This window comes from Burkholderia sp. BCC0322, from assembly GCF_902833045.1.
GTDB lineage: Bacteria > Pseudomonadota > Gammaproteobacteria > Burkholderiales > Burkholderiaceae > Burkholderia.
The window spans coordinates 500,153-514,349 of the sequence record NZ_CADFDU010000002.1; the positions used below are offsets into that span (position 1 = coordinate 500,153).

Here is a 14,197-nt window from a genome sequence, read left to right on the forward strand (position 1 = left end):
CGCGCTTTTTAGATGCTTTCGAGTATATAAACGCGCGATTGGACCGCATTGTGTAATAACGTCGCAGCCGGCGATGGCACAATGCGGGGTGGGGCTGCCGGCACCGCGTCCGGTTGCCGCACCGTTTTTTGTTGTTCGTCCGAGAGAGCCGAGTGTCCGTCGAAATGCCTGTCCGCCCGGCGCCTGCCGATGTCCCGCCGCCGCATGCGTGCCGCGAGGGCTGCGGCGCGTGCTGCATCGCGCCGTCGATTTCCAGCCCGATACCGGGCATGCCCGACGGCAAGCCGGCCGGCGTGCGCTGCGTGCAGCTCGGCGACGACCTGCGCTGCCGGATCTTCGGCCGCCCCGAGCGGCCCGCGTGCTGTTCCGGGTTGCAGCCGGCCGCGGACATGTGCGGCGCGTCGCGCGACGACGCGCTTGCGTGGCTTACGCGTCTCGAGGCCGCGACGCGGCCGTCGCAACCAGGAGAGTGTTCAGCATGACCGCACCTTGCGCGCCCGGCCGGCGCCGTTTTCTCGCCGCAACCGTCGGCGCCATCGGCGTGACGCTCTCGCTCGCCGCGTGCGCGTCGACGTTCCCGTTCATCCCCGATCACTACACGTTCTCGCGCGGTGACGTGCAGAAAGCCGTCGCGCGCAAGTTCCCGTACCAGAAGACGGTCGCGCAGGTCGTCGACGTGTCGCTTGCGAACCCGGCCGTCAACCTGCTGCCCGACCAGAACCGCGTGGCCGTGCAGCTCGACGCGCATTTCGCGAGCCCATTCCTGCGCGCGCCCGTCAGCGGCAAGTTCACGGTGTCGGGCCAACTGGCTTACGACGCGCCGAGCCGCTCGGTCGTGCTGAAGTCGCCGGCCGTCGACAGCCTCGCGCTCGACGGCGACGCGCAGATGTACGCGCAACAGGTCGGCGCGGCCGCCGGCCTGCTCGCGACGCAGTTGCTGACCAACTATCCGATCTACACGTTCAAGCCCGAACAACTGCAATTTGCCGGGGTGAACTACGAACCCGGTACAATTACGATTCTTACAAACGGCATACGCGTGGCGATCGTCGAAAAATGACGACGAACCGCGCTCGGCCGTAGGGGGTCGCGCGCGAGTGAGTGGCCCATTCATTCGACCATTTCGGAGTTGGGCCACGGATGGACTGGATCCTGATCTGCAAGGCTTTGATCCTCGGCGTCGTCGAGGGGCTGACGGAATTCCTGCCGGTGTCGAGCACCGGCCACCTGATCGTCGCGGGCAGTTTCCTGAATTTCAACGATTCACACGCGAAGACGTTCGACGTCGTGATCCAGTTCGGTGCGATCCTCGCGGTCTGCTGGGAATACCGGCAACGGATCGCGTCCATCGTGTCCGGGCTGCCGAGCCGGCCCGACGCGCGGCGCTTCACGCTGAACGTCGTGATCGCGACGATTCCCGCGATCGCGCTCGGCCTCCTGTTCGAGAAGAAGATCAAGGCTGTGCTGTTCTCGCCGGTGCCTGTCGCGTTCGCACTCGTCGTGGGCGGCGCGATCATCCTGTGGGCCGAGGCGCGGCAGCGCGAGCGCAGCGAGCCGCCGCGCGTGATGTCGGTCGATGCGCTGACGCCGCTCGATGCGCTGAAGGTCGGTATCGCGCAGTGCTTCGCGCTGGTGCCCGGCATGTCGCGGTCGGGTTCGACGATCATCGGCGGGATGCTGTTCGGCCTCGACCGGCGCGTCGCCACCGAATTCTCGTTCTTCCTTGCGATCCCGATCATCTTCGGCGCGACGCTCTATGAAACCGTCAGGGACTGGCAGGCATTCACCGTCGATTCGCTCGGCCTGTTCGCGCTTGGCCTCGTCGCGGCGTTCGTCAGCGCGTTCGTGTGCGTGCGCTGGCTGCTGCGCTATGTCGCGACGCACGATTTCACGGTGTTCGCGTGGTACCGGATCGCGTTCGGGCTGTTCGTGCTGCTGGTCGGGTATAGCGGCTGGCTGAACTGGGCGTGACGCGGGCGCCGGTGTCCGGCGCGCTTTCATAAGCAAACGGCCCGATCGGCAGATGCCGGTCGGGCCGTTTTGTCGTTGGGGGCGGTGCGACGTGTGCCGCCTCGGCGGAAGGGCTCAGCCTGCGCGCTTGCGGAACACCAGGTCCCACACGCCGTGGCCCAGCCGCAGCCCGCGCCGTTCGAACTTCGTCACCGGGCGATAGTCGGGGCGCGGCGCATAGTCGGCAGCCGTGTTTTCGAGCGTCGGTTCCGCGCCGAGCACTTCCAGCATCTGTTCCGCGTAGTTCTGCCAGTCGGTCGCGCAGTGAATGTACGCGCCGGGTTTCAGGCGCGACGCGAGATGCGCGACGAGCGGCGGCTGGATCAGCCGGCGCTTGTGGTGGCGCGCCTTGTGCCACGGATCGGGGAAGAAGATGTGCACGCCGTCGAGGCTTTCCGGCGCGAGCATGTGCTCGAGCACCTCGACCGCGTCGTGCTGGATGATGCGGATGTTCGGCAGGTCCTGCTCGCCGATCAGCTTCAGCAGCGCGCCGACGCCCGGCTCATGCACTTCGACGCCGAGGAAGTCGTCGCCGGGGCGGTTCGCGGCGATTTCCGCGGTCGATGCGCCCATCCCGAAGCCGATCTCGAGGATGCGCGGCGCGCTGCGGCCGAACACCGCATCCCAGTCGGGCATCTCCGGCGCATACGGGACGACGAAGCGCGGGCCGAGTTCGTCGAGCGCGCGGCGCTGGCCGGTCGACACGCGGCCGGCGCGCGTGACGAAGCTGCGGATGCGGCGGTGGTGAAGCGGATTGACTTCGTCGGCGCCGTCGGTGGCTTCGTCGGGAATGGCGTCGTCGTGCGGCGGCAGGCCGGCTTCGTTCGGATCGTCGTGCATCATCGGTACAGAGAAAGGCTTTGTTGCGGGCGAAGGCCCGTTGTGCGCAGCAGTGCGCCGGGGAACCGGCACATGGTACAAAAAAGCCGCCTTCGACGAGGCGGCTTTTGCGCAGGCTGCGATGCAGCCGGAAAGTGGAGCGGGCGATGGGAATCGAACCCACGTCATCAGCTTGGGAAGCTGAGGTAATGGCCATTATACGACGCCCGCAGAACGGGTGATTCTACAGGGTTTGACGTGGGGATGGCAAGCGGGTGGTTTGGGGCGGTGGCAGCGAAACTGGCATGGCTCGATGCTGGAGCGGTGGCGTCGCGGGCCGTGTCGGGCGAGCCCCTCACTATTCGCGGGATCACCCATCCAGGCTGAACGCACATCCCTTTGGCGCGCTGTAGCATCGGGGCCGAATTTCAACGGCCCAACGGATGGGTCGAATACGATCGGCGAGACCGTCGTCGGCGCCGTCGCGGGGGCGTTCTCGCAAAGGCTATGCGCGGCGAACTCTCGCCGATGTCGGAAAACAATCGACGGAAGAGCAGAACCCATGATGCTGAATACTCTGACCATGACGCCCGAGCAGGAACTGGATGCGCGCGCCAAAGCGTTTTACCTGCTCAAGAAATGGACGAGCGTGACGTTCCTGGATCATGCAGTGAGTCTGTTCAGGGATTTCCTTCACGCGTACGCCAGGCAGTTGGACACGCCGAGCCCGAATCAGGCGGAATTGGCGGCAGCGTATGCCAGCGATTTCCTGAATGCGCTGGTGAGGATGGAGCAAGGCATTGAGACCTTGCGACAAGGTGCCGACAAGCGATCGGCTTACGGTGCGCTCATAACGGGTAGCGAGAAGGGGGCGAACTGTTGTTCGGGCGGAGCGTGCACGAGGTCGGTCGAACATATGACCCGTTTTTCCACGCGCTTGGCGTGAGGGATACGAGATTGTCGGATTTCGAATATGCAACGGGGTATGCGGAAGGGGCGTGGATTGAAGAGTTGAGCTGTCAGGTGCTCAAGTGCACGGTCGGGCTCGATTTTTCCGAATACCTTACCTATGGCAAGCGTGCCGACGGCGGCACGCGGGTGTTCAAGCGCTGGACCTATGAATCCATGTTCGAAGATGCGCCCCTTCCGGCTTGGCGGTATTGGCCACCCGGTCGTACCTATCCCGCATCGCTTCCCCCTGTCCGCCCAGGAACGAATCCGGCAGCGGCGAGATTGATAGCGATCAGGCGATTCCAGTCGAGGGTATCTGGGAGCCTTGGTTTCCGGCCGGCAAGGTGGGCTGTCCGAGTTACTTCCTCAAGGGCAGTGTTGCCCACAAGTACCTTTTGGAAGGGACCAACGACGAACAGGTGGTGCGCTGGCGGCTGCTTTGGGAGGACACGCGTTACCGGGATGGCAGCATTCCGGCGGAGGAGGGAACTTACTTCCCCAAGCCTGTCGCGTAACCGAGGCTACGGATCCTGCCCGGAGCGCCTTGTCCGCGCACCGGTTGCTGGCATAGCCCGGCTGTGAAAGATCCGGTTTATGTCGAGGCCGGAGCGTCCGTGCCGGGGCCGCCCCGCGCAGCGTGGGGGAGGTTCATTTGGCATGATGGCGATCCTCAACCGGACAATCGAATCGGCTGCCGAGGCGGAGTGCCCGCAAGCAAGCCCGTGTCGAAAATAGACGGGTCGGTGTCGGAAGCATGCAAGTCGCGACAACGCTTTCGAACTAACGTGACAGGCCTCTCATACGATCGTCAGTCTGGAGCCGACATGTCCGATTTCATCACCGTTCTGCGCAAAACCTGCCCGACGCCTGTCGTTGACGCGACCAAGTGGAAACGCATCGGCGGCGATCCGCATACCGTGAACCTCAACGCGTACGTCTCGAAGGACGGCAGCAAGATCATGGGCACCTGGATCTGCACGCCCGGCAAGTTCGAGGTGAACTACGAAAAGTGGGAGTACTGCCACTTCCTCGATGGCTACTGCATCATCACGCCGGAAGGCGAGGAGCCGGTGCACTTGAAGGCCGGCGACGTGTTCGTGATCGAACCCGGCATGAAAGGAACGTGGGAAGTGGTGGAGACGGTGCGCAAGTACTTCGTCTTCGCCTGAGCGACATGGCGCGCATGAACGGCCCGACAGCGGGGCCGTTCATGCGTCACGAACTATCTGCGTTACGTCCGGCGGGGCGTCGTCGCGCCGTGCCGCCTCGTCACATCCACAACGCCAGCGGCATCAACGGTTCGACGCCGCCGACCCGCGTCATGTAATCGCTCCACTGCCGGACGAGCGTATCGACCAGATCAGGGTGCTGGGCGGATACGTCGTTCGTCTCGCCGCGATCCGCGGCCAGGTCGAACAGTTCCCAGTGACCGTCGGCCGGCCCCGTCGGTGGTGCGGTCCACAGCGCTTTCCAGCGGCCGTCGGCGCTGCGCAGGTAGCCCGCGCCGTATGCTTCGTCGCCGAATGGCGCCGCGTGCGGCGCCGCGCTCGTCTTGCCCGTGAGCAGCGGCAGCAGCGACGTGCCGGTCACCGGATACACGTAGCGGTTGCCGTAGACGACCTTGCCCGCATTCTGGTCGACGCCTGTCAGCGTATTGACGAGCGGCGGTGCCGGCTGGCTCGGCGGTGCGACGCCGGCAAGATCGAGGAATGTCGCGGTGTTGTCGGTCACGTGCGAGAACGTGCGCAGGGTCGGAAGCTGCGTGTGTTGGCCGGGCAGGCGCACGATCAGGGGCGTCGATACGCCGCCTTCGCCCGACGACATCTTCGTCATCCTGAACGGCGTGGCGCTGACCTCCGCCCAGCGGATTCCGTACGTCACGTGCTGCGCGGTGGCCTGACCGTTGTCGGTGCCGAGCGCCGAATAAACCGGTTCGCTCGCGTTCTGGACGTCGACGGCAGTCGGGTCCCCGATCGGGTCGATCGGCTGGCTCTCCGCGCCGTTGTCCGACTGGAACATGATGAACGTGTTGTCGTATTCGCCGATGTCCTTCAGGTGCTGTATCAAGAGGCCGATGTTGTGGTCGAGGTTGTCGACCATCCCCGCATAGATCTCCATGTAGCGCGCCTGCGCCTTCTTCTCGGCCGGCGACAGGCTTGCCCACTTTTTCTTGACGAGGCCCGGCCCGTAGTCGACGTAGCCGTCCGCGGGTCCGTGCACCGCGCTGACGTATTTCGCGCCGGGTTTGCCATAGCCCGTCGTCGGCGCTTGCATCGTCAGTCGCTCGGGTGCGCCCGGATACGGCGTGAAGTCGGCGGGAATGATGCCGAGCGCCTTCTGGCGCGCGACGCGGGCGTCGCGAATCGCGTCGTAGCCGGCGTCGTAGCGGCCCGCGTATTTGTGCAGATAGGGTTCGGGCACCTGCAGCGGCCAGTGCGGCGACGTATAGGCGGCGTATGCGAAGAACGGCTTGCCGTCGCCCCGGTTCGAATCGATGTACTCGATCAGCTTCTGCGTGTAGAAATCCGTCGAGTAGAACACCGAAGGCCGGCCGCCGGCACCGCCCGGCTGCCCGGGCTGGCCGGGCTGAACCGCGACGCCGTTCTCCGTATAGTTGCGCGAGCCGGCCGGTTCGTGCGCGAAATGGTTGGTCGCCGCGCCGTGCAGCAGCACGAAACTTCGTTCGAAGCCCCATTGCTCCGGCCCGTGCCCGCCGTTGACGGTCGCATCGACGATGCCGCCGAGATGCCATTTGCCGGAGATGTACGTGTGGTATCCGTTGTCTTTCAGCAATTGCGCAACCGACAGCGCGCGATCGTTCAGATAGCCTTCGTAGCCCGGCAGGCCGCGACGTTCGTCGTCGGGCACGCCCATCGTGCCTTCGCCCACGAAATGGTGGTCGGTGCCCGAGATCAGCATCGCGCGCGTGATCGCGCAAACCGTGCCGACGTGATGGTTCGTGAGGATGCGGCCTTCGCGCACGAGCGCATCGAGGTTCGGCGTGTCGATCTCTCCGCCGAATGCGCCGATGTCGGAGTAGCCGAGATCGTCGGCCATGATGTACAGGATATTGGGTCGTTTTGCCGCAATCTGCGGCGCGTCCGTTGCGCCGCCGGAATTCGTGTCGCCGCAGGCGGCTGCCAGAAGTGCCGCGCCGATTGTCGCCGCGCAGGCTGCAGCGCGGGCGCGCCGCGGCCGAAATCCCCGATACAGTGTCATTCCGTCGGTCGTCCGATTCATGAAAGCTGTCGATGCTAGCAGTCGGCACAAGGCCACCAAATCTGCATTTCTTCGATGCAATGCAAGTCCTGCGCGATGGCGGGCGGCGGGCGAATCGCGACGGGGCGCGTCGTTCGCCGCACGCCGGCCACGCCGGCCGACGGCAGGGCAAGCAAGTTGCCGCGCAAGCGCCTATGATGCTGCGATTCACCTGCCGTGCGGGCCGCGCCGCGACTCATGCGCATGCGTCCACCGCGTTACCGGAGCCCCAACCATGCGCATCACCGCGATCCACGAACGCGCGATTCCCGTGTCCCGCTATGCCGATCCGGCGATCCCGTCCGGCGGCCTGACGACGAGCGTCGTCGCGGTCGTCACCGACGTCGTGCGCGACGGTCGTCCGGTGACAGGCTATGGCTACGCGTCGATCGGCCGTTTTGCGCAGGGCGGCCTGATCCGCGAACGGTTCGCGCCGCGCCTGCTGGCCGCCGCCGACACGCTCGCCGACGAAGCCGGCACGAACCTCGATCCGTTCCGCGCATCGCGCGCGATGATGGCCGGCGAGAAGCCCGGCGGACATGGCGAACGATGCGTCGCGGTTGGTACGCTCGACATGGCGATCTGGGATGCCGCCGCGAAAATCGCCGGCCTGCCGCTCCATCGCTTTCTCGCCGACCGGCTTGAACGCACGGCCGCACCACGCGTGCGCGTGTACGCGGGGGGCGGCTACCGCTATCCGCATGACGACCTCGCGCGTCTGTCGGACGAGATACGCCGCATTGCCGATCTTGGCTACACGCACGCGAAGATCAAGATCGGAGGCGCGGATCCTGATCAGGACCGCAGGCGCATCGAAGCGGCTGCCGCGCAACTGGCGGACAGTTCGCATCTCGCGGTCGACGCGATGAACACATACGATGCGATGACCGTCGAAGTTGGCGCCGCGATGCTCGCGCCGTTCGATCTCTGGTGGTTCGAGGACATTTGCGATCCGCTCGACCTGCCGCTCCAGGCAGATCTCGCCGCGCGCTACGCAGCGCCGATCGCGGCCGGCGAAGCGCTGTTCTCGCTCGCGGAAGCCAAACTGCTCGACCGCTACGGCGGCCTGCGTCCCGAGCGCGACGTGCTCGTGTTCGATCCGGTCCATTGCTATGGACTGCCGGGCTATCTGCAGATCGTGGATCACTTCGCATCGCGCGGCTGGCGGCGCGACGCATTCTGGCCGCACGGCGGCCACCTGTTCTCGCTGCACGTCGTCGCGGCGCTCGGGCTCGGCGGGGCGGAAGTCAGTCCATTCGCGTTTCACCCATTCAGCGGACTGGCTGATGGCGCAAGCGTCGACGCCGGATACACACGGGTACCGCAGGCACCGGGCATCGGCTTCGAACTGCATGCCGGCGCGCACGACCTGTTTCGCAGCTTATCGAGCCGCTGACGCCTGAAGCGCGTCGATCGCGAAACGCACCGCGAAGCCGAGCATCATCGCCGCGACGAAGAAATCGAGCACGCGCCATGCGAGCGTACGGGTGAACCACGCACGGCAAGCACGTGCGCCATAGGCGAGCATCAGGAACCATACGAGCGACGCCGCCATCGCACCGAACGCAAACGGCGCCCGTGCGGCCGGCACGTGACTCACGATCATCGTGCCGAGCAGCAGCACGGTGTCGATCCACGCATACGGGTTGAGCAATGAGACGGCGGCGGTTGCGAGCACCGTGCGCGAGAGCGTGGGCTCATTGCCCGTGTGTGGGCCATCGACGTGCCCGGGTCGTCGCCGCCAGATCGCCGAGCGCAGCGCGAGCAGGCCATAGCCGGCGAGATACGCGATGCCGGCCCACAGCGCGGCCGACACCACACCGGGATGCCGCGATAGTATCGCCGACAACCCGTGCGCGCCGAGCGCGATCAGCAACGCGTCGCTGCCTGCGCAGACGAGGGCAATGGAAAGCAGATGGGGGCTCGAGATCGAGCGCTTGATGACGAACGCGTCCTTGGGGCCGACCGACGTGAACAGTGCGGCGCCAAGCAGCAGGCCTTCGACGAAGGCAGAGGTGTCGAGCACGAGCGGGCCGACAACCTCTTAAGCTGAACCGGTGATGGTTACGATGCGAGCAACGTTAAGGGGCGCCGGGGGAGGTTGTCAATGCCCCCGGTGCCCGCGTGCCGGCAACCGGCGGTGATCACGGTCAGCGCGTCGCCGCCTCGCCGAGGTTGAGCGCGACGAGCGCACAAACGGTCAGCGCGATGCCGGCGAGCTTCAGCGACGACACCGATTCATCGAAGCAGACGATACCGATCACGGCCGTGGCCGCGGTGCTGGCGGCGGCCCAGCTCGCGTACGCGAGTCCCATTTCGAGCCGCTTCGTCGCGAGTGCCATCAGCCAGACCGCGCATGCGTAACAGACTACGGTGAGCGCGGAGGGGAGCGGGCGGGAAAAGCCGGCCGAATATTTCAGGCCGACGGAGCCAAGTACTTCGGCGAGGACACTGACGCCCAGCAGAAGCCAGGCAGACTGGAACGGGGACACGAACGGCCTCCTTCCCCCGACGCTTATACCGAGCGGCGAGGAGGAGTGGAGGTGTCAGCGGTACCCAGGATGAACGCAGCTTAGTACGCGCGGCTTCGCAGCACAAGGCGCAACGCACGCGGCGCTCCGGTCACGCACGGCCGGCCTGCCCGGCCGCCCACTCCGGCCGCTGCCCGAGCGTGTCGAACAGCCGGACGATCTCCGCTTTCACTTTCTGTACCGCGTTGCTGACGAGCGCCGTATCGTGCCAGCACAGCGACAGGTCGCGCGCGAACAGCCGGTGCGCGACCGTCGACAGCTTGAGCTTGCGTTCCTCGATCTCGATGTGCGCGGCCGTCCACGGCAGGATCGTCACGCCGAGCTGCGCCATCACGGCCGCGAACAGCAGCCCGGTCGAGCTTGCCTCGAAGCTGATTTCGTACGACAGCCCGGCCTCGCGCATCGCCCAGTCGACACGGTTGCGGATCGTGTTCGGCGCGCTCGGCAGCACGAGCGGCATCTGCGCGATCGCGTCGAGCGGCACGGGATCGTCCGGCACCTGGAACCCGGGCCACGTGATCAGGTACAGCGTTTCCGTCAGCAGCCGGTGGATCGCGATGCCGCGCGTGTCGACTGCGTCGACGACGATCGCGAGATCGAGCCGCGCGCGTTCGAGCAACGTGTCGAGATCGGCGCTCGGCGCCTCGATCAGTTCCAGCATGATGCCCGGGTAGCGGTCGCGCACCGCGCGGGCGAGCGGAATGGCCAGCACGCGCGCGGTGCTCGACGGCATGCCGACCGTCACGCGGCCCTGCGGCGTGTCGGCATCGCGGCGCAGCAGCTCGCGCGTGCCGTCGGCCTGGCGCAGCAGTTCGAGCGCGTGCTGGTACAGCGTGCGGCCGGCAGCGGTCGGCGCGACGCCGCGCACGCTGCGTTCGAGCAGCTGCATCCCGAGATCCTGTTCGAGATTGCGCATCTGCTGGCTGACCGCCGGCTGCGCGACATGCAGCGCCTCGCTCGCATGCGTGACGTTGCCGTATTCGACGACCTTCACGAAATAGCGCAACTGCCTCAAGTCCATCTCCGCCCCTTCCGATTCGAGTCATAAGTGAATCCGATCGAGCAAGATGAATATCATATTTTTCCGCGATCGATGGTGTTTCTATACTCGTCTCACACAAGAGCCTGCGTGCCGGCCATTCCGGACCGGACGCGGCAAAAGCGCCGGCCACGCCGGCAAGGAGACGAAGATGTTCAAGGCGATCGACGCGCCGGCGGCCGGCGCGAAGCCGCGGCGCACGCCGCTCACGCGCGAGCAGGTCAAGGGCTTCTGGGCCGTGTATGCGGGCTGGGTGCTCGACGGCGTGGATTCGGTGATCTATGCGCTGGTGCTGATTCCCGCGCTGACCGAGCTGCTGCCGGCGTCCGGCATCGCGGCGACGCCCGCGAATCTCGGGATGTACGGCTCGATCCTGTTCGCGCTGTTCCTGATCGGCTGGGGGCTGTCGTTCATCTGGGGGCCGCTCGCCGACCGCTTCGGCCGCGTCCGCACGCTCGCGGCGAGCATCCTGATCTACTCGGTGTTCACCGGCGCGGCCGCGTTCGTGCACGACGTGTGGGCGCTGGCCGCGTGCCGGCTGATCGCCGGGATCGGCGTCGGCGGCGAATGGGCGCTCGCGGGCACCTACGTCGCCGAGAGCTGGCCGGAGGACCGCCGCAAGATGGGCGCCGGCTATCTGCAGACGGGCTACTACTTCGGCTTCTTCATCGCGGCGTGCCTGAACTACACGATCGGCGCGACCTACGGCTGGCGTGCGATGTTCCTGTGCGGCCTCGCGCCTGCGCTGCTCGCGGTGTTCACCGTGATGCGCGTGAAGGAGCCCGGCCAGTGGCGCCGGCATGACGCACGCGACGGCGACGCGGCCGACGCACGGCGCGCACATCCGCTGCGCGAGATCTTCGCGCCGGCCTTCCTGCGCCGCACGCTGACGAGCGCGAGCCTCGTCGGCGTCGCGATCGTCGGGCTGTGGGCCGGCTCCGTCTACGAGGCGAGCGCGGTCAGCACGCTGGCCGCGCGCGCGGGCATCGACCACATCGGTGCGATGCGGCTCGCATCGATCGGCGCGGCGATCCTGTCGTGCGCGACGATCGCCGGCTGCCTGGTGGCGCCGTGGCTGTCCGAACGGCTCGGCCGGCGTGCGGCGCTCGGCGTGTATTTCGCGGGCATGGCCGCATCGATCGTGTTCGCGTTCGGCTGGGCGTTCTACCAGCCGAACGGGCTCGCGGCGTTCATGGTGTCGCTCGTGTTCCTCGGCTTCTTCGGCGGCAATTTCGCGATCTTCTCGCTCTGGCTGCCCGAGCAGTACCCGACGCGCGTGCGTGCCACCGCGTTCGCGTTCAACGCGTCGGTCGGCCGCTTCATCGGCGCGGGCGTGAACTTCCTGCTCGGCGCCGCGATTCACGGTTACGGATCGCTCGGCGTGCCGGTTGCATGGACCGCGGCCGTGTTCGGGCTCGGCATACTGATCCTGCCGTTCGCGGTCGAAACGCGCCACCAGACGCTGCCCGAATGAGCGGCACGCCGCGAACGCCCGGCAACCAGCCACCCCCAGTCATCAATATCAGGAGTCCGGAATGCAGGCATTACAAGGAATCAGGGTCGTCGATCTGAGCCGCGCGCTGTCGGGGCCGTTCTGCTCGATGGTGCTCGCCGATCTCGGCGCCGACGTGATCAAGGTCGAATCGGGGCCGCACGGCGACATGAGCCGTGCATGGGGGCCGTTCGATCGCGGCGTGAGCACGTACTACCTGTCCTGCAACCGCAACAAACGCGGCATCTGCGTGGATTTCCGGCAGCCGGCAGGACTCGACGTCGTGCGGCGGCTGATCGCGCAGGCCGACGTCGTGATCGAGAATTTCAAGGCCGGCACGATGGACGCGATGGGGCTCGGCTATTCGACGCTGAGTGCGCGCGACCCGCGGCTCGTGATGGGCAGCGTCACCGCGTTCGGCCCGCGCGGCCCGTTGCGCGACTGGCCGGGCTTCGACCAGATCGCGCAGGGCTATGCGGGGTTGATGAGCCTCACCGGCTTTCCCGATGGCGAGCCGACCCGCACGGGTACCGCGATCGGCGATCTCAGCTCGGGGATGTGGGTCGCGACCGGCGTGATGGCCGCGCTGTACGAGCGCGAGCGCACGGGGCGCGGCCAGCATGTCGGCACGTCGCTGCTCGAAAGCCTGGTTTCGCTGCTGAGCGTGCACGGGCAACGCTACCTGAGCCTCGGCGACGTGCCGCGCCGCACCGGCAATGCGCACGCGGTGATCGCGCCGTACGGCGTGTTCGAGACGGCAGACGGGCCGCTCAATCTCGCGCCGATCACGTCCGACATGTGGCTGCGGCTGTGCCAGTTGCTGGATCTGCCCGAGCTGCCGAACGATCCGCGCTTCGCGACCAACGACGCGCGCGTCGCGCACCGCGACGAACTGAAAGCGTTGCTCGAAAGCCGGTTGCGCACGCGCGGCAAGCGCGAATGGACACAGCGTTTCGTCGACGCCGGGCTGCCGGCCGGGCCGATCAACACGCTCGATGAAGTGTTCGACGATCCGCAGCTCGCGCATTGCGGGCTGGTCGAGCCGGTTGCGCATCCGACGCTCGGCACGCTGCGCCAGGTCGTCACGCCGCTCGGCGGGATGGGTGACGCCGTGCCGGCGCCGCGCACGCGCCATGCGCCGCCGCTGCTGGGTGAGCATACGATCGACGTGCTGCGCGAAGCGGGCTATGGCGACGACGCGATCGACGCGCTGCTGGCCGGGCGCGCGATCTTCCAGGCGGAAGCAGTGACGGAGGCCGTGCAATGAACCACACGACGAAACACGACGGCGCGTCGCGCGTGACGGTCGACATGGCTGGCGAGCGGATCGCGCGGGTGCGGTTCGCGAATCCGGCGCGACGGCATGCGCTCGACGCGCCATTGCTCGAAGCGCTCGTCGCGCGCCTCGACGCGCTGGCCGGACACCGTCCGCCACCCGTCGTGATCCTGTCGAACGACGGCAGCGGCGACGTGTGGAGCGCGGGGCACGACCTGCGCGAACTGGCCGACGATCGCGATCCGCTCGCGTACGGCAAGCCGCTCGAACGCGCGCTGCGGCGCGTGCGGACCTATCCGGGCGCGGTGATCGCGGCGGTGTCGGGCTCGGCGTGGGGCGGGGCGGTCGATCTCGTGATGAGCTGCGACCTGGTGGTGGCGGCGCGCGACGCGCGCTTCGCGATGACGCCCGCGAACATCGGTCTGCCGTACTCGACGAGCGGCCTGCTGCGCTTCTACGACAATCTGCCGATCCACGTGCTGAAGGAGATGTTCTTCTGCGCGCAGCCGCTCGATGCGGAGCGCGCCGCGCATCACGGGCTCGTGAACCGGCTGGTCGATGCGGGGGGTGTCGACGATGCGGCGCTCGACGTCGCACGCACGATTGCCGCGAAGGCGCCGCTTGCGGTGCACGCGGTGAAGGAGCAGTTGCGCGTGCTGCAGGACGCGCGGCCATTGCCGGCCGACGCGTTCGAACGGATTGCCGAGCTGCGCCGGCAAGCGTGCGAAGGCGCGGATTTCGACGAAGGGCTGCGCGCGTTCGAGGAGCGGCGCACGCCGGCGTTTCGCGGCGTCTAGGCGATGGGTTGCACGAGCCGGGCG

The 14,197-nt window shown here is 66.9% G+C and carries 15 protein-coding genes and 1 tRNA gene; 10 read left to right on the forward strand and 6 right to left on the reverse strand.

The genetic code is table 11. The annotated features are described in order from the left end of the window. The first annotated feature begins 164 nt into the window (after positions 1-164). The 3 genes from HWX39_RS08295 (at position 165) to HWX39_RS08305 (ending at position 1,971) form a co-directional block, all read left to right on the forward strand. Positions 165-482, forward strand: coding sequence for a YkgJ family cysteine cluster protein (locus HWX39_RS08295; protein ID WP_034195806.1), 318 nt, complete (start codon positions 165-167; stop codon positions 480-482). After that, positions 479-1,060: a DUF1439 domain-containing protein gene (locus HWX39_RS08300; protein ID WP_021157056.1), complete on the forward strand. Its 582-nt coding sequence runs from the start codon at positions 479-481 to the stop codon at positions 1,058-1,060. Before HWX39_RS08295 ends, HWX39_RS08300 begins: the two co-directional genes overlap by 4 nt. An 80-nt stretch (positions 1,061-1,140) precedes the next feature. Continuing rightward, entirely contained in the window at positions 1,141-1,971 is an 831-nt protein-coding gene (locus tag HWX39_RS08305) for an undecaprenyl-diphosphate phosphatase (RefSeq protein ID WP_175966934.1), read from the forward strand. Between the two features lie 114 nt (positions 1,972-2,085). Here HWX39_RS08305 and trmB read toward each other — a convergent pair whose 3' ends face one another. Beyond that, positions 2,086-2,853 carry a tRNA (guanosine(46)-N7)-methyltransferase TrmB gene (trmB, locus tag HWX39_RS08310; protein ID WP_175966936.1) on the reverse strand — a complete coding sequence of 256 codons (768 nt, stop codon included), beginning with the start codon at positions 2,851-2,853 and terminating at the stop codon, positions 2,086-2,088. A gap of 132 nt (positions 2,854-2,985) precedes the next feature. Further along, positions 2,986-3,060, reverse strand: a tRNA-Gly gene (locus HWX39_RS08315). 331 nt (positions 3,061-3,391) lie between these two features. Between HWX39_RS08315 and HWX39_RS36170 the strand changes: the two genes are divergently transcribed. From HWX39_RS36170 to HWX39_RS08325, 3 genes are all read left to right on the forward strand, one after another. Beyond that, on the forward strand, positions 3,392-3,775 hold the full coding sequence (locus tag HWX39_RS36170) for an Imm71 family immunity protein (protein ID WP_244134951.1): 384 nt from the start codon (positions 3,392-3,394) through the stop codon (positions 3,773-3,775). Between the two features lie 214 nt (positions 3,776-3,989). Continuing rightward, positions 3,990-4,295 (forward strand): Imm72 family immunity protein, encoded by a 306-nt coding sequence (locus HWX39_RS36175; protein ID WP_244134952.1) that lies wholly within the window; start codon positions 3,990-3,992, stop codon positions 4,293-4,295. A gap of 309 nt (positions 4,296-4,604) precedes the next feature. Next, positions 4,605-4,949, forward strand: a complete 345-nt coding sequence (locus HWX39_RS08325; RefSeq protein WP_059448122.1) for a cupin domain-containing protein — start codon at positions 4,605-4,607, stop codon at positions 4,947-4,949. 100 nt (positions 4,950-5,049) lie between these two features. Here the strand turns inward: HWX39_RS08325 and HWX39_RS08330 are convergent, their stop codons facing one another. Beyond that, a complete protein-coding gene (locus tag HWX39_RS08330; RefSeq protein ID WP_175967658.1) occupies positions 5,050-6,999 on the reverse strand; it encodes an arylsulfatase in 1,950 nt (649 codons plus the stop codon). Between the two features lie 274 nt (positions 7,000-7,273). On the opposite strand from HWX39_RS08330, the gene HWX39_RS08335 reads away from it, so the two are divergent. Continuing rightward, positions 7,274-8,434 (forward strand): enolase C-terminal domain-like protein, encoded by a 1,161-nt coding sequence (locus tag HWX39_RS08335; RefSeq protein ID WP_175966938.1) that lies wholly within the window; start codon positions 7,274-7,276, stop codon positions 8,432-8,434. Here the strand turns inward: HWX39_RS08335 and HWX39_RS08340 are convergent. The 3 genes from HWX39_RS08340 to HWX39_RS08350 all read right to left on the reverse strand — a co-directional run bounded on the left by HWX39_RS08340 (position 8,420) and on the right by HWX39_RS08350 (position 10,590). Then, positions 8,420-9,064 carry a LysE family transporter gene (locus HWX39_RS08340; protein WP_175966940.1) on the reverse strand — a complete coding sequence of 215 codons (645 nt, stop codon included), beginning with the start codon at positions 9,062-9,064 and terminating at the stop codon, positions 8,420-8,422. The genes HWX39_RS08335 and HWX39_RS08340 overlap by 15 nt on opposite strands. 124 nt (positions 9,065-9,188) lie before the next feature. Further along, entirely contained in the window at positions 9,189-9,530 is a 342-nt protein-coding gene (locus HWX39_RS08345; RefSeq protein WP_175966942.1) for an SMR family transporter, read from the reverse strand. A 130-nt stretch (positions 9,531-9,660) separates the two neighbouring features. After that, complete coding sequence (locus HWX39_RS08350; protein ID WP_175966944.1) at positions 9,661-10,590, reverse strand: LysR substrate-binding domain-containing protein; 930 nt, start codon at positions 10,588-10,590, stop codon at positions 9,661-9,663. Between the two features lie 169 nt (positions 10,591-10,759). Between HWX39_RS08350 and HWX39_RS08355 the strand changes: the two genes are divergently transcribed. From HWX39_RS08355 to scpB, 3 genes are all read left to right on the forward strand, one after another. Next, on the forward strand, positions 10,760-12,082 hold the full coding sequence (locus HWX39_RS08355) for an MFS transporter (protein ID WP_175966946.1): 1,323 nt from the start codon (positions 10,760-10,762) through the stop codon (positions 12,080-12,082). A 61-nt stretch (positions 12,083-12,143) separates the two neighbouring features. Then, complete coding sequence (locus tag HWX39_RS08360; protein WP_175966948.1) at positions 12,144-13,367, forward strand: CaiB/BaiF CoA-transferase family protein; 1,224 nt, start codon at positions 12,144-12,146, stop codon at positions 13,365-13,367. Beyond that, positions 13,364-14,173, forward strand: a complete 810-nt coding sequence (gene scpB, locus HWX39_RS08365; protein ID WP_175966950.1) for a methylmalonyl-CoA decarboxylase — start codon at positions 13,364-13,366, stop codon at positions 14,171-14,173. The genes HWX39_RS08360 and scpB overlap by 4 nt, the downstream gene beginning before the upstream one ends. Positions 14,174-14,197: the final 24 nt, after the last annotated feature.